The sequence below is a fragment of the Flavobacterium sp. LC2016-01 genome (genome assembly GCF_009711135.1).
GTDB lineage: Bacteria > Bacteroidota > Bacteroidia > Flavobacteriales > Flavobacteriaceae > Flavobacterium.
This window is the reverse complement of the sequence record NZ_WMIC01000004.1, coordinates 31,772-55,222: the sequence shown is the minus strand read 5'-3', so window position 1 is coordinate 55,222 and position 23,451 is coordinate 31,772. Positions and strand designations below refer to the sequence as shown.

The window sequence follows — 23,451 nt, the reverse complement described above, 5'->3', positions numbered from 1 at the left end:
ATGAAAAATCAAGTTTTAGTTACCGGTGCTACCGGAAACATAGGCGGTCACACCGTACAGTATCTTTTAAAAAACAATATTCCTGTCAGAGCACTGGTTCATAAAATAGATGAGCGTTCTGAGGCTTTAGCCGCGCAGGGAGTAGAAATAATCGAAGGGGATTTATCAAGCCTTGAATCAGTTTCTACTGCATTAAAGGGGATTAAAAGCGCTTTTTTTGTTTATCCGATCAAAGCACCTGGAATTATAGAGGCAACAGCCTTCTTTGCTCAGGCAGCGTTAGAGAATGGAGTGGAACACGTTATAAACCTTTCTCAATTCGGCGCGCACCGCAACGTAAGAAGCCATGGTGCACAGAATCACTGGATCGCAGAACGTGTATTTGACCGTTCGGGAATTCCTGTTACACACCTGCGTCCCACATTATTCGCTGAATGGTTCATGTATCAGGCATTTATGATCAAAACACAAAGTAAGTTCTTCCTTCCATTTGGCGAAGCAAGGTTTGCTCCAATTGCAACGGAAGATATCGGACGTGTTGTAGCAACGTTGTTAGTGAGTCCTACTGCGCATCAAGGTAAAAGCTACGATCTTTTTGGTCCGAAAATCTTAAACATGACAGAAATCGCAGAAATCTTCACTGAATCATTGGGCAGAACAGTTACTTATGTTCCAATTGACACTGAAACATTTGTAGATATCGTTAAAAAATTCATGGATGCAGATGAATATTTCATTCAGCATGTATCTTCATTAGGTCTGGATCTTAAAGAAGGGCGTACTGCCGGAATGAATGACCTTGTTGAAACATTGACAGGACAGAAACCTATGGAAATAGCTGAATTTGTATCAAAAAACAAAGCTGCTTTTATTTAAAACAAAGCATGAGAAAGATGGAAAAGAAAAACAGTATAAACCGCTGCCTGCAATATTTACTGCGAGTACTTTTCCATTTTTATAAACCAGCCTGAAATTCTCTGATCCAGCAATGCATCAGATTATTCAACTCACATTTTCTTATCTAAACAAACCACTCATGAATCAGTATCTTGAAAAATTACAGCAAAGCCGCGATGCATTGCACGAAATGACCGATGGTCTCAGCGTTGAACAGTACAATTATATACCCGAGGGTTATCAAAACAATATTATTTGGAACATGGGTCATATTATCACTGTCAGCGAAAGAATTCTTTCGAAAAATTCAGATTTCATCGCCCCGGTACACAATTTTGACACTGAACTTTTTGGCAAAAACAAAAAGCCCGAGAAACCTTTAAGTAGAGAGGATATTGATTTAGTGAGAAACGCACTTCTTCAAACCGTCAGTGCTTTTCAGGAAAGTAAAGGTATTGAAGAGTCTAAAACCATGGAGATATCTGCTGGAAATCAAAAAATCACGGTGGGAGTACTACAGTTTGTTTTATTCCACGAGAATGTCCATTACAAGACAATTGAAAAAATGCTTCAGCTGGTAAAAATGAATAAATAATTTAAGGCAGCCCGCAGGGCAAAATCAGCGCAAGCGCTGCAGATTAATTATGCTGTTGCAACATATTTTAATGTTTAGGACAGCAAGAACATAAAATTTTAATACACAATAATCATGGAAAAAAAAGTTTTAATAACAGGAGCCACAGGAGTTACCGGCAGACATGCCATCGACAAATTAACTGAGCTGAACATACCAGTAAGAGCATTGGTTCATCGTGTAGATGACCGCTCAAAAGCATTGGAGGAAAAAGGGGTTGAAGTAGTTGTGGGGAATCTTTCCGATTTCAATCTAATCAGCGAAATTTTAAAAGATATCAGGGCCGCATATTACCTCTTCCCTATTCAAATACCAGGTATAATTGAATCTACGGCTTATTTTGCTCAGGCAGCTCTTGAAGAAGGAGTTGAGGCAATTGTAAATATGTCGCAGGTGCCTGCCAGACGTACCTCTATTAGCCACGGATCGCAGAACCATTGGGTTGCAGAAAGGGTCTTTGACAGATCGGGAGTTCCCGTAACACATCTTAAACCGACATTTTTTGCAGAGTGGCTGTTGTACTCCATCCGCTCGATCAAGACACAAAATGCTATTTCATATCCCTTTGCTGATGTTGCATATGCACCTATTACCGGTGAGGACCAAGGCCGCGTAATTGCATCAATACTAGCAAATCCCGCACCTCATGCCGGAAAAACATATCCACTTTACGGGCTTGAAGAAATGACACAATATCAAATTGCCGATATGGTTTCAGAGGTTCTTGGAAGAAAGATTACCTATGTCCCTGTTGATATTCCTGCATTTGAACCAACTCTTAGAAATGTTATGGGAGGAAACGATTACTTCACCCAGCATATATTGGCGGTAGCGCAGGACTGCCAGGACGGATATTTCTCTGGAACAAACAATAACGTAGAAGAAATCACTGGGCAGAAACCTATGAGTATGATGGATTTTATCGTTAAAAATAAGGCAGCATTGCTTTAATATCATCGCTTACAGTCTAAATAGTAATTAATGACATCAAGGCTGAAAACGAGCCTTGATGTCAATATATCTAACCCTCGTAGTCAGCAAATTCAACATTACACATACGATATTTTATCCTGATTCCAAATGAAAAATACACCTCTACTCTCTTATATTACTATAAAAAACAAAACTTTCAGCTTTGTTTATGGACATCTCTTTTTGATTTTATTTTTATTTACTTGTATAATTTCCTCAGCACAGCAAAAAATATCAAAAGACAACATGGACTATCATCTTTCATGGGATGGGAGTTCTTCAACATTAAAGGTAGATCTTAATTATTACGTTACCGCAGAGAAAGACAGTACTGTTTTTATATATGGTGATTTGGTTGGCGGCCAGAATGCTATTTTCAAGGTCTTGAGTAATATTTATGCACCAAAAGATGATCAGATTTCTATTGTAGAGGCGGATCGAAAAATAATTGTTCATCATCAGAAGTCTGGTTGGAAAAAACTGCATTATGAAATTGACGGCACTCTGGTTATCGATGCAAAAAGGGCACTGCCAAATGAGCTATTCCGCCCTGTTATATCCAAAGGCTCTTTTTATATAATCGGCTATAATTTATTTTTGGATGCAGCAAACAGATCTTATAAAAATGTTTCCATTGTATGGGACTCATTTCCTGTCGATATGCCCTATTTTATTTCAGTATCCCCTGAAGCTAAACCAAATAATGCACAGGTAATTGAATTTGGGAAAAGAAAAGATGTACTGATGGTAATGGAAAGCGATTTAATTATCAAAAAATACAATGTATATGGAAGTCCTTACTACGCCATTACCTCAAAAAGGGATACTCTACTAGATATGCAAAAGCAAATCAGACCTTACTTTGACAATTTTTTCCCTACAACAAGAAATTTCTGGAAGGATTATTCAAAAGAATATTATTATTTATGCATACTTCCTCTTTTTAACGATGTCGCTTCGACACGTACCGGTATGAATCTTGGAAACGGTTTTACAATGAAATACAGCGGATCTTTTGATCTGTTGAAAAAAGAAGTTATTGCCCATGAAACTTCCCATAGCTGGATAGGCCACGGTCTGAAATTTAAATCCTCAGCCATGGAAAATTTATGGTTCTCAGAAGGGTTTAACGATTACATTTCCATTTTTAACCTTGCAGGATCCACGATGATTGATAAAAACGAATTCTTGACCTATTTGAATCAAAACAATTTAAGGCCACATTACACCAGCCCTGTCAATACAGCACCGTCGGACTCCATTGCGAAATATTTCTGGAAAGATGGAAAATATGAGAAATTGTCTTACCAGAGAGGATTTATTTATGCCTTCTACCTGGACAATCAAATTCGTCTGAGTTCAAAAGGGAAATATAACATCAGGGCCTTTCTCCTTGATCTGTTCAATGAAAATAAAGGAAGCAAAAGACAGCTTCTGACCATTGATGATTTTGCATCGGCAGCAAGCCGTTATTTGCCCAAAGAGCAGGTAGAGACAGAAGTGAAATCTTATATGCTCGATGGAAAGCTGATCGACTTTTCAAAAGTGAGGTTAGTTAATGAGTTTACAATTAAAATAATAGATGGAATTCCCGTTTTGGAAATGTCTGAAGATTCAAACCTTCAAACTCTTTTCAAATGGCAGGATTAAATCTATAAAAAATCGTTAACAACAGCAGACTGTGATACCGATTGGTATATATTTGTAATATATATCATTACAATTATGAGTAAAGCAGAAAAAACAAAAGAATTTATTATAGAAAAGACTGCTCCTATTTTTAATATGAAGGGATACAGCGGGACCTCTATGAGTGATATGACCGATGCCACAGGACTTACCAAAGGTGCAATTTATGGGAATTTTGAAAACAAAGATGATGTAGCAATTGCAGCATTCAGGTATAATGTAAAAAAACTGCAGGATACATTTAATAATGAAATTGAAAAACAAGTTACTTTCAAAGCTAAGTTGCTTGTGTATCCGCGCCTGTATTCAAATTATTATGATCTGAAGGTAACACAGGGCGGCTGTCCAATTTTAAACACTGCATCAGAGGCGGATGATACCCATCCCGTCCTTAAAAAAATGGCAGAAAGGGTGCTTCTTATTTGGAAAGACAAGTTAGTGCAGCTTATAAAGCAGGGCATTCTTGCAGGAGAATTCAAAGCAGATTCGATTGATCCCGAAAGAACAGCCCTAACAATCATTGCAATAATTGAAGGTGCGATAATGATAGCCAAAGCAACGGGAGAAGTAAAAAACTTAAATATTGTAATGCTCTCGCTTAATAAAATTATTGAAGATCTGGAGTAAACTATATTCCAGCATCCTAAAAGTTTCCTTAGTCTTTAATTTATTAAGTTCTCTTTCATTCAGGCCCAAGACAGCTGCTAGTCTGCCCTTACAAATTAAAAGCTAATAAAAATTTATGAAGACAAAAGGTGAACAAACAAAACGATTTATAATAGAAAGTGCAGCGCCGATATTCAACAAAAAAGGTATTGCAGGAACTTCTATGAATGATATAATGCACGCTACTAAACTTGCTAAGGGAAGTCTTTACAATCATTTTGAAAGTAAGGAAGTTTTAGTCAATGCAGCAGTGGATCATAACATTGACGCCCTTAAAGAAATGATTTACAAATCCCTTGCACGATATAAATCAAATTACGAGAAGCTTACAGCATATGTGGATACATTTAGAGCCCCTGTCAATACTCATTTTGACGGAGGTTGTCCAATGATGAATTTCGGAAGCGAATCCGATGATACAAATCCTGTGGTAAAGCATAAAGTCAATCAGTGCGTCAACTATATTCAAAAAATAATTTCTGAACTGATCCAAAAAGGGATCAGGGAAAAAGAATTTCAGCCCGCATGGAATCATCAGGAGTTTGCGACCATTGCCTTTGCAATGATAGAAGGCGGTATAATGACCTGCAAATTAGCAGGCAATAATGATAAAATGCAGGTCATAAATACTTACTTAAAAAAAATCATAAACGAAAACACATTATGATCTTGGTCCTGTAAAACAAATTCTATTTTGGAAAATAGTTTCCTTTCAAAATAAGCTTTACCGATCCCGATGCTACCGCTAATACCAAAACATTGGTAAGACAAAATACCGCTAAAGCAAGTCCTGTTATTGCAGCGTCATCAGCTTTTAAAGCAAAAATTGACAACCCTTGAGACAAGGTGGCTATTCCAAAAGTATAAGCCCAGTAACCAGGTGCAAAAGCTTGTTCGCGAAGCCATTTTTGTGCAAAAACAATGGAGACGAAAATAAATAATGCATATCCCATAAGACCGTATGCAATAGGAACACTTAATGCACTTCCGGCCAGAACCTGATAAGCTACAAATAAAATTACTGGCGGAGCCATATAAATTCCCATGAAATTTCTGGTCTTGGCTCCAAGCCCCCCGACTGTCAACTGCTGGGTAATTACCGAATCCATAATCAGCCATGAAATAGTGCCGATGCCTAAAAGCATGAAACCGTAATACTGATATCCTAGTATCCCTGCTGCAAGCGCATTAACCATTATACTTGCAGTAAAAGTTAAAAATAAGGACGGAGTTGTCTGTTCGCTTTGACGTTCCTGTGTCCATAATTTTGAAAGCCGGTACGCACCGTACAAAAGGTTCAAGACTGAACCTGTCCAAAATAGGGAAAGAGCAATTGTTTCACTGTAGAAATGAAATGCCAAAGCCATCAGGATTATTGATTCAGGAATGAGGGCTATAAAAGAGGACTGGACAGGATCGTTTAACTCCGCAACAGCTGCATCCCTGTGCTGAAACCATTTATTGACATAAAGAACCAGCCACCATATAAATGAAATAAATGCCGCTGCTTCTAAGATCTCGCCAATATAAGACGGCAAATCCCAAAGAGAACCTGCGTTTCTCCATGCATTTCCTGTTTCCGCAAGACCTAATGTCATCGCAAAAAATGACGCAGGTGCTATAGGCAGTGTAAAACTTCGCGTTTTAAAATCGTTCTCGATTACTTTCTCAGCAATTTTATTCATAATTAAAATTTTTAATTTAACTTTGAGCAAAATTATACTGATTTAAAACATAAATATCAGTAATATTTTTCACTAATTTAGTAATATCATGTCATGGCAAAAAATAATTTATATCTGCCCTACGAAGTGATCTTTAAAGAAGTTGAAGAATCCCTTATAACAGAAGTAGGAAATAATTTCTTTGAACTTTTATATATTGTTGAAGGAAGCGGAGTGCAGACAATAAACGAAAACCGTTTAGCATATGAGCCCGGCCATCTTTTCCTGATTACTCCAGACGATATCCATAGTCTGGAAATTGCCAGTCCAACAAAAATTTTTCTTCTGCGTTTTACGGACATTTATATTAAAAATGCTGCCCTCACTTCGAATAATGTTTATAAACTAGAATATATATTACAGCATGCAAACCATCAGCCTGGATGTATTTTAAAAAGGAAAACTGATAAAAATCTTGTACATCCTATAATTGAAGCCATTCGTCACGAATATCATAATCCAACTCTCTACAATACAGAACTTATCCAGCTTCTCATTAATACTTTGATCGTTATAATCGCAAGAAATATCTCCGAGTATCTTCCTGATAACATAAACAAACAATCAGATGCCAAAACCCATATATTAGTCCAGTACATTCAGTCCCACATTTATGAGCCGGAAAAACTAAGTGTGGCAGTAATGAGTGAAAAATTTGGGATTTCCGAATCTTATCTGGGAAGATATTTTAAAAAACAGACTAATGAAACCCTGCAGGACTACATTGCGAAATACAGGATAAAACTGGTAGAGAACAGACTGCTTTACAGCGATCTGCGGGTTGGAGAAATTGCAGATGAACTCGGCTTTAATGACGAAAGCCATTTAAATAAAATTTTCAAAAAACATAAAGGCACAACTCCCTCCTTGTTTAGGAAGACGCCTATATTAAATTAGTGACCTTACTCAAGATAAGCGCTGTTCTAATTATGCAAAGATTTGTTTTTTTATCCTATGTATAACGATAAATTTCTTCTGTCTTAAAGTCATACTCGGCGGGCGAAAGGCATTAAAAGTGCTAAAAGAATATCCGCTGCAGATTTTCTCCTGCTGCCGCACTTCCTATTTTTAATAGTACCTATTAATCACCTTGCAAAAATTAAAAGAAGCACTTAAGTACCTGCAAGCATTTTAATTTCTTAACAAATGTGAATGCTTTTTGAATGATCCTGCCCGAACTTTGTGCTGTCATTTAATTTTAGTGTGATATAAAAATACAATCTTTATAAAATATAAAGCAGCCTTCACGCTTCATTTGAATCTTTAAAACCCAAAATATAAAGTGGCCTTTAGTTCGACCAATCATATTTTGTTGGTATGCCGGGCAGTTTACAGGCGTACATCACCTTGTTCTTTTCAAAATTACAAAACAAGGAGAACTTCAGGCAAAAGAAAAACTCGGCGCCCTTTATGATGACTAAAAGACAATATTAAATGAGATGACACCATAAAATTAGAAAACTTAAAAAACACAATACAATGCAATCAAAGATAAATATAGCAGTATTAGATGACTACCAAAATGTTTCACAACAGTTTGCTGATTGGTCAACAATAAAAATTCACGCAAACGTGACTGTTTTTAATGACACCATAACTGACTTTAAAAAACTTACCGAGCGTCTGCAGCCCTTCGAGGTAATTTGCGTTATGAGAGAAAGAACTCCATTACATAAAGACCTTTTAAAATCGCTTCCCAATCTTAAATTGATTGTTTCCACAGGAGGGCGTAATGCATCCATTGATACACAAACTGCCGAGTCTCTTGGAATTGAAATCAGAAATACCGGTTATTTGTGGAGCGGGGCTCCCGAAATGACATGGGCACTATTAATGGCGGCTGCAAGGCAGATTCCTCAGGAAAGCAATAATTTCTCTTCAGGAAAATGGCAGACTACCATCGGGACAGATCTTGCAGGAAAAACAATAGGGATAATAGGATTAGGTAATATCGGATTAAAAATTGCATCTTATGCCAAAGCATTCGACATGAATGTGATTGCTTGGAGTGAAAACCTTACTCAGGAAAAAGCAGCCGCCGGAGGGGCAAAACTTGTCACCAAAGAAGAATTATTCAGACAGTCCGATTTTATTTCAATCCATCTTGTATTGAGTGATCGATCAATCGGGACTATTAAAAGAGAAGATCTTTATCAGATGAAACCTACCGCTTACCTGATCAATACATCAAGAGGGCCCTTAATTGATCAGGATGCGCTTGTTGAAATCCTGCAAGAGAAAAAAATTGCTGGCGCAGCCATAGATGTATATAACCAGGAACCGCTGCCTGCTAATCATCCGCTTCGAAAATTAGACAATTTATTGGGAACTTCCCATGTCGGTTATGTGACAGAAAACACCTATAAGATATTTTACGAAGATACTGTGAGCGCTATTACAGATTGGATGATGCAAGATAATATTTAAGATGAAAACCATTCCCTGTTATGTTTTTATAAGCCATGACAGGGACTTTTAAATCTTCTGAAATGTACTGTTGAGTCATTTTCCAGAGAGTCAAACCTAATTGGAATGATTCTAATTTTTTTTTGCCCTGAATCAATTATTTAGATTCTCTGTAGCTGCATGTTTAAGCCCCCATTGTTTATTAACAAATGTGAATGTTTGTCTTTTTCATTTGTCGGAACTTTGTATCATAGTAATAGGGAAATACCATCTTCAGCCATTAAAAAGAATGCTCAACTTAATGGCTTTCATAATCTCCGTTATTAACAGCACATTAGATTTATGGTTTAAACAATAAGAAACTCAGATGAAAAGACTAGAAAATAAAACAGCTCTCATTACGGGGGGCAACAGCGGAATAGGGCTCGCTACAGCTAAACTTTTTTCAAAGCATGGCGCTAAAGTTATTATCACAGGACGTAATAAAGAGACACTTGATAAAGCGGTGTTAGAAATAAAAAATGATGCTGCTGCGCTGGTAAGTGATGTCTCTGATATAAATAATTTGACCGCATTATATGAATCGGTAAATAAGCAACATGGCAAAATTGATGTATTGGTAATCAATGCAGGGATTTCATTTAATGTTCCTATAGAAGATTTTACAGAAGAACAGTTTGATAAGATCTCAGACATAAATTATAAAGGTGTTTTTTTTACGCTTCAAAAAGCAATTCCTTTTCTTAAGGATGGCGCATCAGTAATCGTTACTGCTTCAACCTTAGCAGAAAAAGGGGTGCAAAATTCGATTGCCTACACTTCCTCTAAAGCGGCAGCAAGAGCATTAGTTAGAGGATTTGCCTCTGCATTGGCTCCGCGCAGTATTAGAGTAAATGCATTATCACCCGGACTTGTTGTTACGCCGTTATACAGCAGATCTGGAAATTCAGAAGAACAGATCAAAACAAGACTTGATGCAATTTCCAATAACACTCCACTCAAAAGAGCTGGAACTGTTGAAGAAATCGCTAATGGTTTTTTATTTTTAGCCTCAGACGAATCCAGTTATATGACTGGCGCGGAATTACTGATCGACGGCGGCTTTAGAAGTCTGTAACATAAAAATTTAATCAAATGAATGTCAAGGATTACTGGCTGTAATTGATGTTCAGTCAACTATACTGCTCATTTAATTTAATTGAATTTCAAAAAATGAAAGCCTTTAACCATACTTTATAAAGGCTTTCATTTTAATATTTCTGCAATCTCCAATTTGGTACTTACTCTCATTGTTTGAAGTTGCAATTAAGCGGATTTAACTTTTAGTTTTGCCTGCATTGCTTCTAAATTCATCTTTTTCCGATGAAGTAGAAACTGTCTTGGCCTTTCCTTTCACCATTGTTTCAGCTATGAAAACGATCTGCCCTTTTTTATTGGCAAAATAATCTGATTGAAATGATCTAAAATGGCCTTTTCTAAAATGCGGCATTTTTGATAACTGTGAATTTTCACTATCCTTAATCTTATCGGATACCTTGAAGGTAAAGTTCTTCACCGACATATCTTCGCTTCTTTCAAATAGATTTTTTGGCACTCCGTCAGTAACACAATCAGGAAAACAATTCATGTAGGCAATTGTATTAATTGCAAGCCGAAACATTTTAGAAGTAGTTAATGAAATTAGATCGTCTTTCTTGATGGTGTCTGCGTAGAATTTATCGGACATGCGGCCTCCATTTTCACCCAGTGAAAAATACAGCTCCACACTGCCATCAGCTTCAATACTAAGTGAAAAAGCATATCCGTCCGCTTCATACGGCAGATGCAGGGCAAATCGGTAAATTACATGTTTGCTCTGTTCATTCGAATACAAATGGAAAACATCGTTGCTTTGGCCATTTTCATATAAGAATTTTTTAATGCCTTCTAAATCGGATAATGGAGTATTCTCAAGAAACTCACGCAATTGTTTATCCAAAAAGAATATATGCTTAATTTCTCCTCTCGAGTCCTCTCTCCACATTTCTAGACCTGATATTATCAGGCCTCTCATCTCTGGAGTTTCGAAGGCCTTGGTGGGAGCAGCTAATATATTCTGACGCAGTATAGCAAATATCTGTTCATCGGAAAAATATGGCGTAAATTTTTTCTGAACCCCATAAAGGTCCTGCCAAAAATATTTTAATGGTTTGCTGTAATATACTTTCCTGGCCATGTCAGTGTCAGATGTTAAAAAAACTTATTATTAATATTGAAAGAATATCAACATCTTGCTTCTTGGCAATCAAACAAGCTCGTTCATATAATATAAATACTAAAATTTTCAGCTTATCTTTTAGTGGCAATTAGGATCACAAAATGTCATTATGGTAGTTTGACCATTTGGGAGCGTTACAACTTTTGTCATTTGACATTCTGGTGGACAATTCAAAAGATTGTTCGCTGAAAAATTTATTTGCGATGTAATCAAATTTAACTTTCCATCTTCGGGAAGAAGATTATATTTACTTAGCAAATCGCTCAACTCTTGATGAAATGCCACAACTTTCTTTTTTGTAGTAATTTTTGCCATTTTTTTATTTTTAATATGCTGTTATCGTTTGTGAAGCTGGAATTGTAGTTCCTGATGAGTTACTCTGTACGGTTGCCTTAAATGTAACCGTGCCAGTGTATGGGTTTGTCAAAGGAATCGAAAAATAGTTTGTACAAATTCCTGAAGTATCTGTCAGGGTATTAAAATTTCTAAAGCTGCCTACAGGATTTAAATTATTATCTAAAGCTGTCAAAACAATAGTTTGTCCTGGGGTTGGACTGCCATTTCCGGGCAGCCTATCTATTTTTACTGTCACGGTTACTTCCCCTTCCTTACTAATTTGATAATTCAATTTATCTACAGAAAGTTTTATTTGTTCTGCATAAGCATTTGTAAAAGAAACAGCAGCAGTTTTACTATAATTTTTAATTGTAGCTGTAACGTAAGCAGTCCCTGTATCATTTGAACTAATTAAATTTACTGAAGCTATTTTGTGCAAAGTGCCATTGTCAATAATATTTTGAGCTGTTACAGTAACTGTGTTCTTATTGACTATTTCAAAAAGTCCCTTAGTGGTGGTTAATGTAATTGAGTTATTTGCATCCGTAGCTGTTGATGGAATTTCTATTGTAATTAATTGCTTACTTGTTCCATCAGCGGCAATGGACGTATTATTACCTGTCATACTGATAATAATGTCATCTGCTGTTATTATGTCTTCTTTATAACATCCGAAAAATAGTATCAAACAAGTTAAGCTAAGTATGGTTTTTAATATTTTCATTTGCTGAATATTTTAGCGATGTCTCCAAGTGCATCTTTTATTAAAAGATTTATTGATATGCCGGCATATGGTGCAATACCTATTGATTTCGTAGCAACAAGAGGATTTGGGTTAATATTATTATATAAGAGCCCTCCAAAATTTAAATTAAGAACATGACTAACTTTATAACCTAAACCAATCATTACATTATTGTTTGAAAATAAATTAGCTCTATAATTGTCCTTTGCAATTGAATTAATTGTAATGCCAAGATTGGCCGTAAAGCGCTGATAAAATTTTATCCTATTGTATTTTACCAATGTTTTAAATGGTATATCTGTGTCCATTGGCCGTAAAGAAATATTTATTCCAAAATATGGTGTCACCGTATTAAAACCTTTTTGCCAGCCTGCATATATAATTCCACCATCAGCAACTATCCTTAATGCTGAACTGGTTTTCAACAAAAACTGCTGGGTGTTGAGTTTTGATAATTCTTTAACTTCCGTAAATAAATCTACTGTTACAGATTCTCCGCCTATTGTCATAGTAACTGACTTATTTGTTTCCATGTAACTGAATAATTTATTATTTCTTTCCGAAATATTATCCTTGTTATCAATGAAGATTTGGTCTATCGCTGATTTGTGAGCAATATAATATTCCTTTAAAGAATTACCAGTTGCAATTGCTTTATCATTGTTGTTGTTTTTCTTAAATTTTTGAGCTAGTGCTATCCCTTCATTTTCTTTACCCTCATAAAAAAGCTTAAATGCTTCTATATAAGATAAGCCGAATTTTATTGCTGAATTTGCATAAAATATTTTATAGTCACTATTCGGATCTAATGGAGGGATTACAACATCAATAGCATTAGGATAAACTTTTAAAAAAGTATCTGATGCATCATACGCAGCTGGATCTACAGAATTAATCATATAGGAAGTCAGAGGAATAGTTTTTCCATTTTCATTTACCAAATAAAATCCTTTGACATCTATATCTCTAAAATCTTCTTCTGCCTTAGGATCAAAATAGACTCTTAAAATAAAAACTCTGTCAAAAGGAATATTTCCGATTGGTAATCTTGTAATTGGATCTAACTTAATAACATTTCTAATTGGCCCAAAACCAATTTCCAAATCTTGAATATTTCCACGAGAAATAGGAATTGTGTCCTGTGCATTCATGGATATAAATGCAAAGAGAAAAAAAAGCAAGGGAAGGTAAAATTTCATATATTTAAGTTTATATATTTTAATACTTTATGAATTCACCGATAATTTTCTTTTTCTTAAAAAAATTGTGTTAGATATCTGATCAGCTAATACAATTAAAACCTACTTCCATTCTAAGATCGGCGTCTGTGATGCACCAGTCACAGACATTACACTTAATCCATACTGTCAAATGTTAACTCTTTCCAAGCACAAAAATCTTTCTAATTATTATATCAGAAACAGTTATTCTTCAATCTATTACTTTTGAAGGTCTACACGAAAATTTCTTCCGTTTTATATTTCAAAAGTAATTAAACAAAACCTCTATACAACAAGTATTTATACCTGATTTTCACTACTTTACATAAAAAAAATAAGTAAAATTCAAAGTGTGATTATCAAAAAAAGCAAAGAAATAAACTCAAAAAAATGATAACTTAATATCGTTTTTTATTAACTTCGCTTCTTAAATGAGTTATAGCACTCATATTAAATAAGTTATACATCAGATATCATTAAAAATAATGAGTTGAGATCTGTGGCAACATCGTGGCACTACCACTAAAAAAATTAGAAAAATGCAGCAAATATGCGGGTTACGAGCTTAAGGTTCGAATCCTGCTCTCCCCACAAAAAAAAGTCCTAATGAAAATTAGGACTTTTTTTATGGCTAAAATTTAATGTTTAAGATTCTTTTTTTGAACAATATTGAAACTGTTTTAAAATCTGCAGACCAAGAGCATGAACTCTAACAGTATTATTTTTGTTTTCCATATTTTCCAATGGGTTTATAAATGCTGGGTTCACGCTCAACATCCATATCTAATAGCAGCTGGTCCCATGCCTGTACATAAGGCTTTTTAAAATGCACATTAAGAAAATGCTCAACATTGTCGTTCCAGATTTCATAAACCAAAAATTCTTCCGGTTTTTGAATATTCTGATGTACTGTAGCATTGACTAAATTTTCTTCTTCGTTAATTATATCAAAGAGATTAAGAAGTTCCTGCTTAAATTTCTCATGATTTCCTGTCTTTGCAGTGAATTTGACCGTTAATGTAAATTGTTCCATTTTCTTTGTGTTTATTTTTCCAAGCAGACAACAGTTGAGCTGTAATTGCGAGGTTGTTAATTTTAAATTCGCACTGCAAAGTTAGAATACTATTGTTTACTTTTGTAACCAAGTATATAAAAGTAATGGTAACCTTTAGTAAACCAAGTAACTTATGTCAGAAGTAAAAGAATTGCAAAATGAATGTAATAAGCACGTGAGAGCCGTTAATGATGCCATGTATGTATTAAGCGGAAAATGGAAAATAACGATATTGACATCTCTCTGCTTTAACGATTCGAGAAGATTTACCGACCTTTTGAATGATGTGCAGGGAATTTCAAATAAAATGTTGAGCAAAGAGCTTAAGGAATTGGAAATAAATAAACTTGTGATCAGAACTGTTCTCAATACGCAACCTATTTCTGTAAAGTACCACTTGACAGACCATGGTAAAAAATTGACATCAGTTATACGGAATCTCTCAGATTGGGGAATCTTACATCGTAAAGAGATTATAGAACGATCATAATTCTTATTGTTTCAATTGATTTTATTGCTATAATTTTATAAAATGTTGAATAGCTTTAGATCTTTGACCGTTTATATATGTTATAGAGAAGTTCTTAAGTGCTCTTTTTGGGAGTTTGAAAGCTATCAGATACGCTACTTCAACAATATTGGTGCTCGCCTACTTGTTCATTAATAATATAAAAAAATTAGAGCTCAAAGTTTTGTGGCAAAATCGTGGCAGATGATGTTTGGAACTGCCTCCAATTTTGCCACTAAAAGCTATGGCGTTTTTTTAGAAATATTTATGCAAGGTTTGAGTTCGATAATTTACTCCAATCTGTATTGGAGATTACCCATTCATCTCAAAATATCTTTTTTAAAAAGCATGTACTATTTTGTTGCAAGCAATTCCATTATCTTATCATAAATGTCCGTATTTTGATACACTCCCATGAACTTATCATCTCCAGGTCCATAAGCAAAAACAGGAACAGGAATAGACGTATGATCATTTGTACTGAAACTTCCATGTACATATCCTTTCTCTATGCTTCCATCAATAAGAGATAACCCTCCGGTTTCGTGATCGGCAGTTACAATTAAAAGTGTTTCTGGATTTTTGTCTACAAATTCCATTGCCTGTCCAATCAACTTATCAAAATCCAGCATTTCGCGAACCACATATTCTACGTTATTCTGATGTCCGCCATAATCAATCTGCGCTCCTTCGGCCATGATGAAAAACGGATTTTTTGTTTTCGAAAAAGTGTTGGTCGCTTTCGCTAAAGACTTGGTCAAGAAATCTCCTCTTCCATTTTTTATTGAAACCACTGCTGCATCTTCCAAAACAACAAATCGGCTATTTTTGATGGTATCTAAACTGGAGAATTTATCTGAAAATGTATACCCTTTTTCGATCAATGCTTTAGACAAATCTTTACCATCTTTTCTAGAGATAAATTCTTTTTGCCCGCCTCCAATTAAAATATCAGAAGGGTTTGCCAGGAAATCATTTGCAATAGGTTCACTTAAACTTCTTTCTGGCTGATGGGCATAAAATGCTGCTGGAGTTGCATCTGTAATATTTCCAGCAGAAATAATAGCCGTTTTATAATTTTTAGCGGCCAATTGTTTTGTAATCAATTCCAAAGGCTTTCCATCCTCATCTACGCTGATAAAACGATTTTTGGTTTTGTGTCCAGTTGCCATTGCAGTCGCTCCTGCAGCCGAATCAGTAATGTAACTGTCCGAAGCTTTTGTAATAGAAAATCCTTGAGTTGGAATATTAAAAAGACTCAACTGACCTTTATTAGCTGTATATCCAGAATAAATCTGCGTTAATCCCATTCCGTCTCCAATTAAGAGAATTACGTTTTTTGGACGTTTGTTTTTGAATACATTTTTTGGAACGTAAGATTGATGAAATTCTGTATTCTGGTAAAATGTCGTTTTGATATTGTTGATAAACTGTGTCAACTCAGTTACTTTATCTGTTCCGATAAAATCGACTTTCAAGTTCATCAAAGTCATATACGTATTCACATTATCTTGTGTAGCCCAGAATCTTATTTTTTTATTTTGATCATGAACTTTCTTAATGATCGCTTGTATTTTTTCAGCATCTGGCTGCGTCAAAACGCCTTTTCCGTTCCAAACTGTAATTTCTTTTAAATCTTCGCTGATCATTTCAACTTTTGCCAATTGATCTGCGGTATAATTTTCATTCAGCCTTCCATCAAAATAAATAAAATCAGAATAATCTTTCCAAAGCGACGGCAAAGGTCTATTTCCAGAAATTACCACTTTTATATTTTTGTTCGAAATAATATCTGGATAAGTCTTTAACTGCTGCGCGATAACTTTTAAAGTCGAATCAGCATCTGATTTTATATCAATCATTAAAATTAATGGCTTATTACTTGGATACGCTTTTCCTTCCAAAGTTTTTAATTTAGAAGAAAGCGGTTCCAAATACATACTTTTTAATGTATTCTGAGAACTGATTTCTTTAGAAGTGTGCGCGACAAATAATTCGTTATTCACTAAAAAAACATCGGCTTCGATAACGCCAGTTTCATTTGAATAAGCGCCATAAAAAGGCAATTTACTTTCGTAATCGTTGTGTGAATGAATGTTGGAAGAAGTGTATTCCTGTGCTTGCGTGAAAAGGAAAAACTGAAGGCAAAAAAGGGTGATTATTTTTTTCATCGAAAATAAATTAAATAGCAAAAAGCTGTAGGTAATTTCTTGATATGTTTTAAAACAAAAAAAGGTTTTACTATTTTTTTACAACTGCAGTCTCCTGACAAAGACTGCAGCGTAAAAAACTAAAAAAACACAATGAAACTATTGATTACCAACCTTGGTTTTGAGTCAAGGCACCTTTGCTCACTGCAATTTCGTCTGGCGGTATTGGCCAAACATGGTGTATTGCAGGATTAAAATTACGAGCAGGATAAATTACGCTTCCATCATAATGGTGTAATGGTTTTGCATAAGTATCTTTTGCATCTCCCCAACGCACTAAATCGAAATGACGATCGGTCCATTCTCCTGCTAATTCGCATCTTCTTTCTCTTTTTAAATCGGTTAATGTTGCTCCAGAAAGATCGGTAAGACCTGCGCGGCGACGAATCATATTGATTTCTGTATCTGCATTTTGACCTTTCATTAATTTCGCTTCCGCTAACATCAAAATCACATCTGCATAACGCAAAAGCGGAACGTTTAAAGCTGTTGAAGGTTTATCTCCGTTTGCATTTACATAACGAATATCAACTCCACCAGATGTTGTTTTTGGATAACTGAATGGCTCCATATATTTCTTAAACTGATAACCTGTTCTGTTACTTGAACTTACAACATATTTTCCTTCATTAAAAGTTACTGTTTCTCCAAAATAAACAAATTTGTCTCCTTTTTGTAAAATTGTAGCGCTTCTTCTCTTATCGTTCGCAGCGTAAGTATCAAACAATTCTTTTGTTGGATAGAAATTTCCCCAGCCGTTGTAAACTCCCCAGCCTTTATCTTCTAAACAAACCCCAGGGAAAATAGATCCTAGCGACGTATTTTGTGCACTTGATGTTACCGCCCAAATGTATTCTGTCGACCAGTTATTACTGATTTTAAACACATCTTCAAAATTGTCCAACAGTTTGTGTTTACCGCTTGCCACAATCATGTTAGCATATTTTATAGCATTATCCCAATCTTTAGCATACAAATAAGTACGAACCAAATAAGCCCACGCAGCAGTTTTGTGCGCGCGTCCGTAATTGTCTGGTGTAAGCTGATCAAAGTATGGCAATAAATCGGCAGCTTTAATTAAATCGGCAGCGATATAAGCATAATTTTCGGCAACATTTTTAGCACGAGGAACATATACGTTTGATGGGTTTTCTCTATCCTGAATCGGAATTCCAGCACGATCATCTCCATAACGATAAGCCAATTCTAAATGCATTACAGCATGATTAAAATAAGCTTCACCCAACATTCCTTTTTTTGTACTTTCTTCTAAAGGCATATTTGGAATATTGCGAATTACATCATTACAACGTTTCATGATTTCGTAGTGAATTCTCCAGATATCTTTTGTATCAGATTCAGCTCCATCTACAATAAAATTCTTAATACGTTCTGCATTTTGTCTCGGTTTTGTTCCGATATCATCGCTGGCATTATTGAGCCAGAAGAAACCACGGCCATACATATTATCATCAGAATACAAAGCGTAAATTGCGTTTACTCCAGCTTTTGCATCTGCTGGTGTTTTCCAGAAATTTCCGCTTGAAGGAGCTCCCTGCGGAATCACATCAAGTTCACTTTCGCAAGACGAAACACCAGCTAAAAGCACCAAACTCATTAATAAAAGACTTATTTTTTTCATTTCAATTGTTTTTTATTTTTTAAAAAGTTGCGTTAACACCTGTCATGTAAATACGAGAAAGAGGATAACGTCCTAAATCCATACCGAAATTTTTAAGACCAACTTCAGGATCCATTCCAGAATAATTTGTAATTGTAAATAGGTTTTGTCCAGAAATAAAGAATCTCAATTTCGCTTTTCCATTCAACCAGCTTTCTCTTACTGTATAACCAATCGAAACGTTTTTCAATCTTAAGAAAGAAGCATCTTCAATATACAAATCAGAAATACGTCCGAAATTATTGTTATTGTCTGTTGACGAAAGAACTGGAACGTTTGTATTCGTATTTGTTGGCGACCAAGCATCTTTTGATTCAGCAAGTAAATTATAACCTGGAAAAGAAGCATTTAAACCTGTATATTTTACTGCATTGAAAACACTATTTCCTGCTGATCCGCTGAAAAAGATATTCATATCGAATTCTTTATATTTGAAATTAGCATTTAAACTATACGTTGTTTTCGGGAAAGGGCTTCCTAATACAACTCTGTCACTATTATTGATTACACCGTCACCGTTTTCATCTTTAAATTTAATATCTCCAGCAACTGCATTTGGCTGATACGCAACACCATTTGAGTTTACATACGCTTTTGCTTCAGCATTACTCTGAAATAATCCGTCTGTTGCATATCCGTAGAAAGCACCAACTGGACTTCCAACCTGATAAATATTAGCTAAAGGCAAACTACGAACTCTGCTTAAACCTAGCGGTTCTAGAGAACTTAAATCGTCTTTAATAGAAACAATTTTATTACCTAAGAATCCAGCGTTTGCTGTAACATCAAATTTAAAATCTCCACGTGTTTTTTGGTACGTTAAACTCACCTCAATACCTTTATTTTCAACATCTCCAGAATTCACAATTCTTCCTTGTGGAGTTCCAGAAACACCAGGCAATTGATCACGAACCAACATGTCTTTGTTCTTTTTTACATAAGCATCAACAGATCCGATTAAACTGTTATGCAACATTGTAAAATCTAAACCAATGTTTGTTTGCTCAGAGCTTTCCCATTTTAAGTTAGGATTTGATAATTCACTTTCAGCATATCCGTAATTGATTGTCGGAGTTGCTCCAATTAAAGCTTGAGTCTGTACCAAAGGCACACTAAACTGATATGGTCCAAGGTTTCCTAAGTTTCCAATTTGTCCCCAGCTTGCGCGAAGTTTTAAAGTGCTGATAATTGGCTCAAGACCTTTCATAAAACTTTCTTCAGAAATTAACCAGCCTGCAGAAACAGAAGGATATACTTTCCAACGATTTTCTTCTAATAATTTTGAAGTTCCATCGCGACGTACGATTCCTGATAATAAATACTTTTGATTGAAATCGTAGTTAATTCTTCCGACATAAGAAGAAATTATCTCATCTGATCTTCCTGCTCCTGTTTGCTGAATTAATTTGGCATTCAATAAATAACGTTGTGATGGATCTTCGTTGTCAAAACCAGTTCCTTCAATCGTATAAAAATCTCTTTTAGTTTCTTGGAAAGTATATCCAGCTAAAGCTTTCAAATTGTGTTTTCCAAATGATTTTTCGTAAGAAATAGTCTGCTCGCTCAATAAATCGGTAATTGTCATATTTTTCAATGTCAATCTATTGAAATCGAATATTTTTCCAGGTTCCGTAACTTTTACAGTAAAATCTGTTGCGTTATCTTGAATTCTAGTATACCCCCAGTTTGATTTAATTTTCAGTCCTTGAACAACTTCCCACTCTGCATAAGGATTGATCAAAATGGTAGAAATTGGATTTTTATTATCTAATCTTTTCAAATACGCTACCGGATTGATTACGTCTCCGTAAGAACCAATATATTTCTCAGGAACGCCACCAAATTGTCCAGAACCATCTTCTCTATAAATCGTTGCATTTGGCGGATACAAAATTGCTGCTTGAATTGCTCCTGTATATGAACTTGAAGTATTAGCCGTTTGACCATCTGTTAAAGAGTATGATAAATTTTCTCCAATCGTAAAATTATCAGCCAGTTTAAAAGATGAATTTGCTCTAACAGTGTAACGTTCTCCGTAAGTATTAAGCAAGATTCCTTCATTTTTTCTATAACCTCCCGAAAGAAAGAAATTTGATTTTTCTGTTTTTCCGTTTATAGAAAGAGATAAATCCTGAATTTCTCCTGTATGGAAAATTTCGTCCATCCAGTTTGTTTTTGTCGTTCTTGCTGTCGGTTCAAATGCAGGATCAAATGCAGGGATTCTTGGCAAACCTGCATTATCTCTTGCTAAATTCATAGCATCAGCATATTCTGCAGCGTTTAGAACCTCTAGTTTTTTTGCCACATTTTGAAAACCGCCTTGATAATTTACATTTACATTAATTCTATCAGAAACTCCTTTTTTAGACGTAATTAAAATTACACCTCCAGAAGCTCTCGCACCGTAAATGGCTGCAGAAGCCGCATCTTTCAAAACGCTGATCGAAGCAATATCATTTGGATTTAAAGTATTTAAAGATCCGCTGTAAATAATTCCATCTAAAACAATTAAAGGCGTTTCAGCATTTAAAGATCCGATACCACGAATATTGATTGTTGGCGAAGCAGTGGGATCACCACCATCGTTAATAACCGTAACTCCGGCAACAGTTCCTTGTAATAATTCGGCAGCATTGTTGTATGTTCTGCTCGCTGTTTCTTTCATCGAAACCGAACCTACAGCTCCTAAAACTTCATTTTTTTTCACACTTCCGTAACCCATCACAATTACTTCTTGAAGCTGTTTTACATCGGCAGCTAATTTCACCGTAATGTTTTGTGAACTGGTTACTTTTACTTCTTGATTTACATATCCAACATAAGAAAAAACAAGCGTCGCTTCTGAAGCATTGATTTCCATTTTGAATGTTCCGTCAAAATCAGTTGTAGCTGTCGCGTTAGAACCTTTATCTTTAATTCCAACACCTGGCAACGGCATATTATCGTCTCCGCCATAAACAGTTCCAGAAATAATAAGTTTGTTCTGTCCCACTTCTTTTTGATTTTTCTTAATGACAATATTATTGTTCACAATTTCATATCGAAGTGCAGCGCCACAGATTTTATCTAACGCCTGTTCCAGCGTTACATTATTTAGTTTTAAACTTAGTTTCTGATTTGCATTGACTTGGCTGCTTTCGTACATAAAATGCACATCAACCTGATTTTCAATTTTTTGAAATATATTTTTTATACTTTCGTTTTCAACTTTCAAAGTTACTCTTTGATTAATGTCAACATTCTTAGCGTTTGCTGTCAGCGTTGCAAAAAACAAAGCCATAAAAAGGAATAATTTCATTCCTATCGTCCTTATGCTCTGGCATTTTACGGCAGACCGCATTTGTTTTTCATTCATAATTTTTAGATTAAGTTTAATTGTTTTGTTTATTGGGTTTTCTACGTAGTTTATTTTCTAATTATTCTATTTTATAAATTCCTGAATCCATTTTATAATTGGCATTGATGATATTGCACACCAGTCCAATTACCTGATCAGCAGGCATTTCTTTAAAATATCCACTTATTTTTAAAGCGTTTAAATTTTTGTTTTTGATTTCAATTGCAACATTATAATTGCGATTTATTGTGGCAACAACTTCAGGAAGAGGTGTTTCTTCAAAAACCATAATGTTTTTTCGCCATAACGAAATTGTGTTTACCGGAATATCCTTAAAAGCTTGAAGTTTATTATCCTGAGATTTAAAAACCACTTTTTGCCCTGGCGTTACATATACATTTTCTTCTGTAACAGTCGATTTCACGTTTACTCTTCCCGTCATCACCGAAACTTCTTGAGTTCTTTGGTCTGGATATGCCTGAACATTAAAACTGGTTCCGAGCACTTTTGTATCCATTTTATTGGTGTGAATAATAAAAGGATGCTTTTTGTCTTTGGCTACATCAAAAAAAGCTTCTCCGCTTAAATAAACTTCTCTGTTATTACCTTTAAATTCTTTTGGATATTTAAGGACACTTCCTGCATTTAGCCATATTTGTGTTCCGTCGCTTAATTTTATTTTAGAATGTTCTCCTAATTTTACTGTTAATTGTGTATTTTCAACAGAATTGGATGCTTGATAAAAAAACACCGATAATCCAATTAAGAAAATTAAAGATGCGGCAACAGCCCAGTTTTTATATTGAAAGGAAATAACTTTACCCGTATTTTTGATTTGTCTTAATTCTTTTTTTAACTGTGAACGATCGGATTGAATCACCTCCATATTATCAAAAAAATCATCTGTACGGTCGTACCATTTATTCCACATTTCTTGCCCTTTCGGAGAATACTTTCCGTCTAAGAAGTTTTTTATTTCGTTGTTTTCGTTATTTGAATTTTGAGGCATTATAATTTCTTTATGTCTTTAATAGTATGTCTTGGAAATTGAATTTTTAGGTAGGCGCGTCAGGTTACGCTTCTGTTAAGAAAAAAATGGATTCTTAATCTGAATT

At 35.1% G+C, this 23,451-nt stretch carries 20 protein-coding genes; 10 read left to right on the top strand and 10 right to left on the bottom strand.

All coding sequences use genetic code 11. The features are described 5' to 3' along the window. From GKZ88_RS09635 to GKZ88_RS09610, 6 genes are all read left to right on the top strand, one after another. Window positions 1-876, top strand: a complete 876-nt coding sequence (locus GKZ88_RS09635; RefSeq protein WP_155102167.1) for an NmrA family NAD(P)-binding protein — start codon at window positions 1-3, stop codon at window positions 874-876. Window positions 877-1,036: 160 nt separating this feature from the next. After that, a complete protein-coding gene (locus GKZ88_RS09630) occupies window positions 1,037-1,492 on the top strand; it encodes a DinB family protein (protein ID WP_196216467.1) in 456 nt (151 codons plus the stop codon). A 114-nt stretch (window positions 1,493-1,606) separates the two neighbouring features. Then, window positions 1,607-2,482, top strand: coding sequence for an NmrA family NAD(P)-binding protein (locus GKZ88_RS09625; RefSeq protein WP_155102165.1), 876 nt, complete (start codon window positions 1,607-1,609; stop codon window positions 2,480-2,482). Between the two features lie 129 nt (window positions 2,483-2,611). Beyond that, the gene (locus tag GKZ88_RS09620) at window positions 2,612-4,153 is read left to right on the top strand and encodes a M1 family aminopeptidase (RefSeq protein ID WP_155102164.1); all 1,542 of its coding nucleotides are present in this window, start codon (window positions 2,612-2,614) and stop codon (window positions 4,151-4,153) included. Window positions 4,154-4,228: 75 nt separating this feature from the next. Next, window positions 4,229-4,819 carry a TetR/AcrR family transcriptional regulator gene (locus GKZ88_RS09615; RefSeq protein WP_155102163.1) on the top strand — a complete coding sequence of 197 codons (591 nt, stop codon included), beginning with the start codon at window positions 4,229-4,231 and terminating at the stop codon, window positions 4,817-4,819. Between the two features lie 115 nt (window positions 4,820-4,934). Next, the gene (locus GKZ88_RS09610) at window positions 4,935-5,525 is read left to right on the top strand and encodes a TetR/AcrR family transcriptional regulator (protein WP_155102162.1); all 591 of its coding nucleotides are present in this window, start codon (window positions 4,935-4,937) and stop codon (window positions 5,523-5,525) included. Between the two features lie 22 nt (window positions 5,526-5,547). Here GKZ88_RS09610 and GKZ88_RS09605 read toward each other — a convergent pair whose 3' ends face one another. Next, on the bottom strand, window positions 5,548-6,543 hold the full coding sequence (locus tag GKZ88_RS09605; protein ID WP_155102161.1) for a hypothetical protein: 996 nt from the start codon (window positions 6,541-6,543) through the stop codon (window positions 5,548-5,550). A 93-nt stretch (window positions 6,544-6,636) separates the two neighbouring features. Between GKZ88_RS09605 and GKZ88_RS09600 the strand changes: the two genes are divergently transcribed. The 3 genes from GKZ88_RS09600 (at window position 6,637) to GKZ88_RS09590 (ending at window position 10,105) form a co-directional block, all read left to right on the top strand. Next, a complete protein-coding gene (locus GKZ88_RS09600; protein ID WP_155102160.1) occupies window positions 6,637-7,479 on the top strand; it encodes an AraC family transcriptional regulator in 843 nt (280 codons plus the stop codon). A gap of 582 nt (window positions 7,480-8,061) precedes the next feature. Next, window positions 8,062-9,009, top strand: coding sequence for a D-2-hydroxyacid dehydrogenase family protein (locus tag GKZ88_RS09595; protein WP_155102159.1), 948 nt, complete (start codon window positions 8,062-8,064; stop codon window positions 9,007-9,009). 346 nt (window positions 9,010-9,355) lie between these two features. After that, window positions 9,356-10,105 carry an SDR family oxidoreductase gene (locus GKZ88_RS09590; protein WP_155102158.1) on the top strand — a complete coding sequence of 250 codons (750 nt, stop codon included), beginning with the start codon at window positions 9,356-9,358 and terminating at the stop codon, window positions 10,103-10,105. 198 nt (window positions 10,106-10,303) lie between these two features. Here GKZ88_RS09590 and GKZ88_RS09585 read toward each other — a convergent pair whose 3' ends face one another. The 5 genes from GKZ88_RS09585 to GKZ88_RS09565 all read right to left on the bottom strand — a co-directional run bounded on the left by GKZ88_RS09585 (window position 10,304) and on the right by GKZ88_RS09565 (window position 14,579). Continuing rightward, on the bottom strand, window positions 10,304-11,203 hold the full coding sequence (locus tag GKZ88_RS09585; protein WP_155102157.1) for a hypothetical protein: 900 nt from the start codon (window positions 11,201-11,203) through the stop codon (window positions 10,304-10,306). A gap of 120 nt (window positions 11,204-11,323) precedes the next feature. After that, complete coding sequence (locus tag GKZ88_RS09580) at window positions 11,324-11,560, bottom strand: hypothetical protein (RefSeq protein WP_155102156.1); 237 nt, start codon at window positions 11,558-11,560, stop codon at window positions 11,324-11,326. A 10-nt stretch (window positions 11,561-11,570) separates the two neighbouring features. After that, window positions 11,571-12,305, bottom strand: a complete 735-nt coding sequence (locus tag GKZ88_RS09575; protein WP_155102155.1) for a hypothetical protein — start codon at window positions 12,303-12,305, stop codon at window positions 11,571-11,573. Beyond that, the gene (locus GKZ88_RS09570; RefSeq protein WP_155102154.1) at window positions 12,302-13,525 is read right to left on the bottom strand and encodes a hypothetical protein; all 1,224 of its coding nucleotides are present in this window, start codon (window positions 13,523-13,525) and stop codon (window positions 12,302-12,304) included. The genes GKZ88_RS09575 and GKZ88_RS09570 overlap by 4 nt, the downstream gene beginning before the upstream one ends. A gap of 739 nt (window positions 13,526-14,264) precedes the next feature. Continuing rightward, entirely contained in the window at window positions 14,265-14,579 is a 315-nt protein-coding gene (locus tag GKZ88_RS09565) for an antibiotic biosynthesis monooxygenase family protein (RefSeq protein WP_155102153.1), read from the bottom strand. A 154-nt stretch (window positions 14,580-14,733) separates the two neighbouring features. On the opposite strand from GKZ88_RS09565, the gene GKZ88_RS09560 reads away from it, so the two are divergent. Beyond that, the gene (locus GKZ88_RS09560) at window positions 14,734-15,090 is read left to right on the top strand and encodes a helix-turn-helix domain-containing protein (protein ID WP_155102152.1); all 357 of its coding nucleotides are present in this window, start codon (window positions 14,734-14,736) and stop codon (window positions 15,088-15,090) included. Window positions 15,091-15,461: 371 nt separating this feature from the next. Here GKZ88_RS09560 and GKZ88_RS09555 read toward each other — a convergent pair whose 3' ends face one another. The 4 genes from GKZ88_RS09555 to GKZ88_RS09540 all read right to left on the bottom strand — a co-directional run bounded on the left by GKZ88_RS09555 (window position 15,462) and on the right by GKZ88_RS09540 (window position 23,345). Then, window positions 15,462-17,279 carry an alkaline phosphatase gene (locus tag GKZ88_RS09555; protein WP_155102151.1) on the bottom strand — a complete coding sequence of 606 codons (1,818 nt, stop codon included), beginning with the start codon at window positions 17,277-17,279 and terminating at the stop codon, window positions 15,462-15,464. Window positions 17,280-17,424: 145 nt separating this feature from the next. After that, window positions 17,425-18,960: a RagB/SusD family nutrient uptake outer membrane protein gene (locus GKZ88_RS09550; RefSeq protein ID WP_155102150.1), complete on the bottom strand. Its 1,536-nt coding sequence runs from the start codon at window positions 18,958-18,960 to the stop codon at window positions 17,425-17,427. Between the two features lie 19 nt (window positions 18,961-18,979). Continuing rightward, window positions 18,980-22,297, bottom strand: coding sequence for a SusC/RagA family TonB-linked outer membrane protein (locus GKZ88_RS09545; RefSeq protein ID WP_230392494.1), 3,318 nt, complete (start codon window positions 22,295-22,297; stop codon window positions 18,980-18,982). Window positions 22,298-22,415: 118 nt separating this feature from the next. Further along, window positions 22,416-23,345 (bottom strand): FecR domain-containing protein, encoded by a 930-nt coding sequence (locus tag GKZ88_RS09540; RefSeq protein WP_155102148.1) that lies wholly within the window; start codon window positions 23,343-23,345, stop codon window positions 22,416-22,418. Window positions 23,346-23,451: the final 106 nt, after the last annotated feature.

Coding starts and splice junctions, on each gene's coding strand:
- GKZ88_RS09595 (WP_155102159.1), top strand. CDS start 8,062: ATGCAATCAAAGATAAATATAGCAGTATTAGATGACTACCAAAATGTT.
- GKZ88_RS09580 (WP_155102156.1), bottom strand. CDS start 11,560: ATGGCAAAAATTACTACAAAAAAGAAAGTTGTGGCATTTCATCAAGAG.
- GKZ88_RS09575 (WP_155102155.1), bottom strand. CDS start 12,305: ATGAAAATATTAAAAACCATACTTAGCTTAACTTGTTTGATACTATTT.
- GKZ88_RS09570 (WP_155102154.1), bottom strand. CDS start 13,525: ATGAAATTTTACCTTCCCTTGCTTTTTTTTCTCTTTGCATTTATATCC.
- GKZ88_RS09565 (WP_155102153.1), bottom strand. CDS start 14,579: ATGGAACAATTTACATTAACGGTCAAATTCACTGCAAAGACAGGAAAT.
- GKZ88_RS09555 (WP_155102151.1), bottom strand. CDS start 17,279: ATGAAAAAAATAATCACCCTTTTTTGCCTTCAGTTTTTCCTTTTCACG.
- GKZ88_RS09545 (WP_230392494.1), bottom strand. CDS start 22,297: ATGAAATTATTCCTTTTTATGGCTTTGTTTTTTGCAACGCTGACAGCA.
- GKZ88_RS09615 (WP_155102163.1), top strand. CDS start 4,229: ATGAGTAAAGCAGAAAAAACAAAAGAATTTATTATAGAAAAGACTGCT.
- GKZ88_RS09625 (WP_155102165.1), top strand. CDS start 1,607: ATGGAAAAAAAAGTTTTAATAACAGGAGCCACAGGAGTTACCGGCAGA.
- GKZ88_RS09610 (WP_155102162.1), top strand. CDS start 4,935: ATGAAGACAAAAGGTGAACAAACAAAACGATTTATAATAGAAAGTGCA.
- GKZ88_RS09635 (WP_155102167.1), top strand. CDS start 1: ATGAAAAATCAAGTTTTAGTTACCGGTGCTACCGGAAACATAGGCGGT.
- GKZ88_RS09585 (WP_155102157.1), bottom strand. CDS start 11,203: ATGGCCAGGAAAGTATATTACAGCAAACCATTAAAATATTTTTGGCAG.
- GKZ88_RS09600 (WP_155102160.1), top strand. CDS start 6,637: ATGGCAAAAAATAATTTATATCTGCCCTACGAAGTGATCTTTAAAGAA.
- GKZ88_RS09540 (WP_155102148.1), bottom strand. CDS start 23,345: ATGCCTCAAAATTCAAATAACGAAAACAACGAAATAAAAAACTTCTTA.
- GKZ88_RS09630 (WP_196216467.1), top strand. CDS start 1,037: ATGAATCAGTATCTTGAAAAATTACAGCAAAGCCGCGATGCATTGCAC.
- GKZ88_RS09590 (WP_155102158.1), top strand. CDS start 9,356: ATGAAAAGACTAGAAAATAAAACAGCTCTCATTACGGGGGGCAACAGC.
- GKZ88_RS09550 (WP_155102150.1), bottom strand. CDS start 18,960: ATGAAAAAAATAAGTCTTTTATTAATGAGTTTGGTGCTTTTAGCTGGT.
- GKZ88_RS09620 (WP_155102164.1), top strand. CDS start 2,612: ATGAAAAATACACCTCTACTCTCTTATATTACTATAAAAAACAAAACT.
- GKZ88_RS09605 (WP_155102161.1), bottom strand. CDS start 6,543: ATGAATAAAATTGCTGAGAAAGTAATCGAGAACGATTTTAAAACGCGA.
- GKZ88_RS09560 (WP_155102152.1), top strand. CDS start 14,734: ATGTCAGAAGTAAAAGAATTGCAAAATGAATGTAATAAGCACGTGAGA.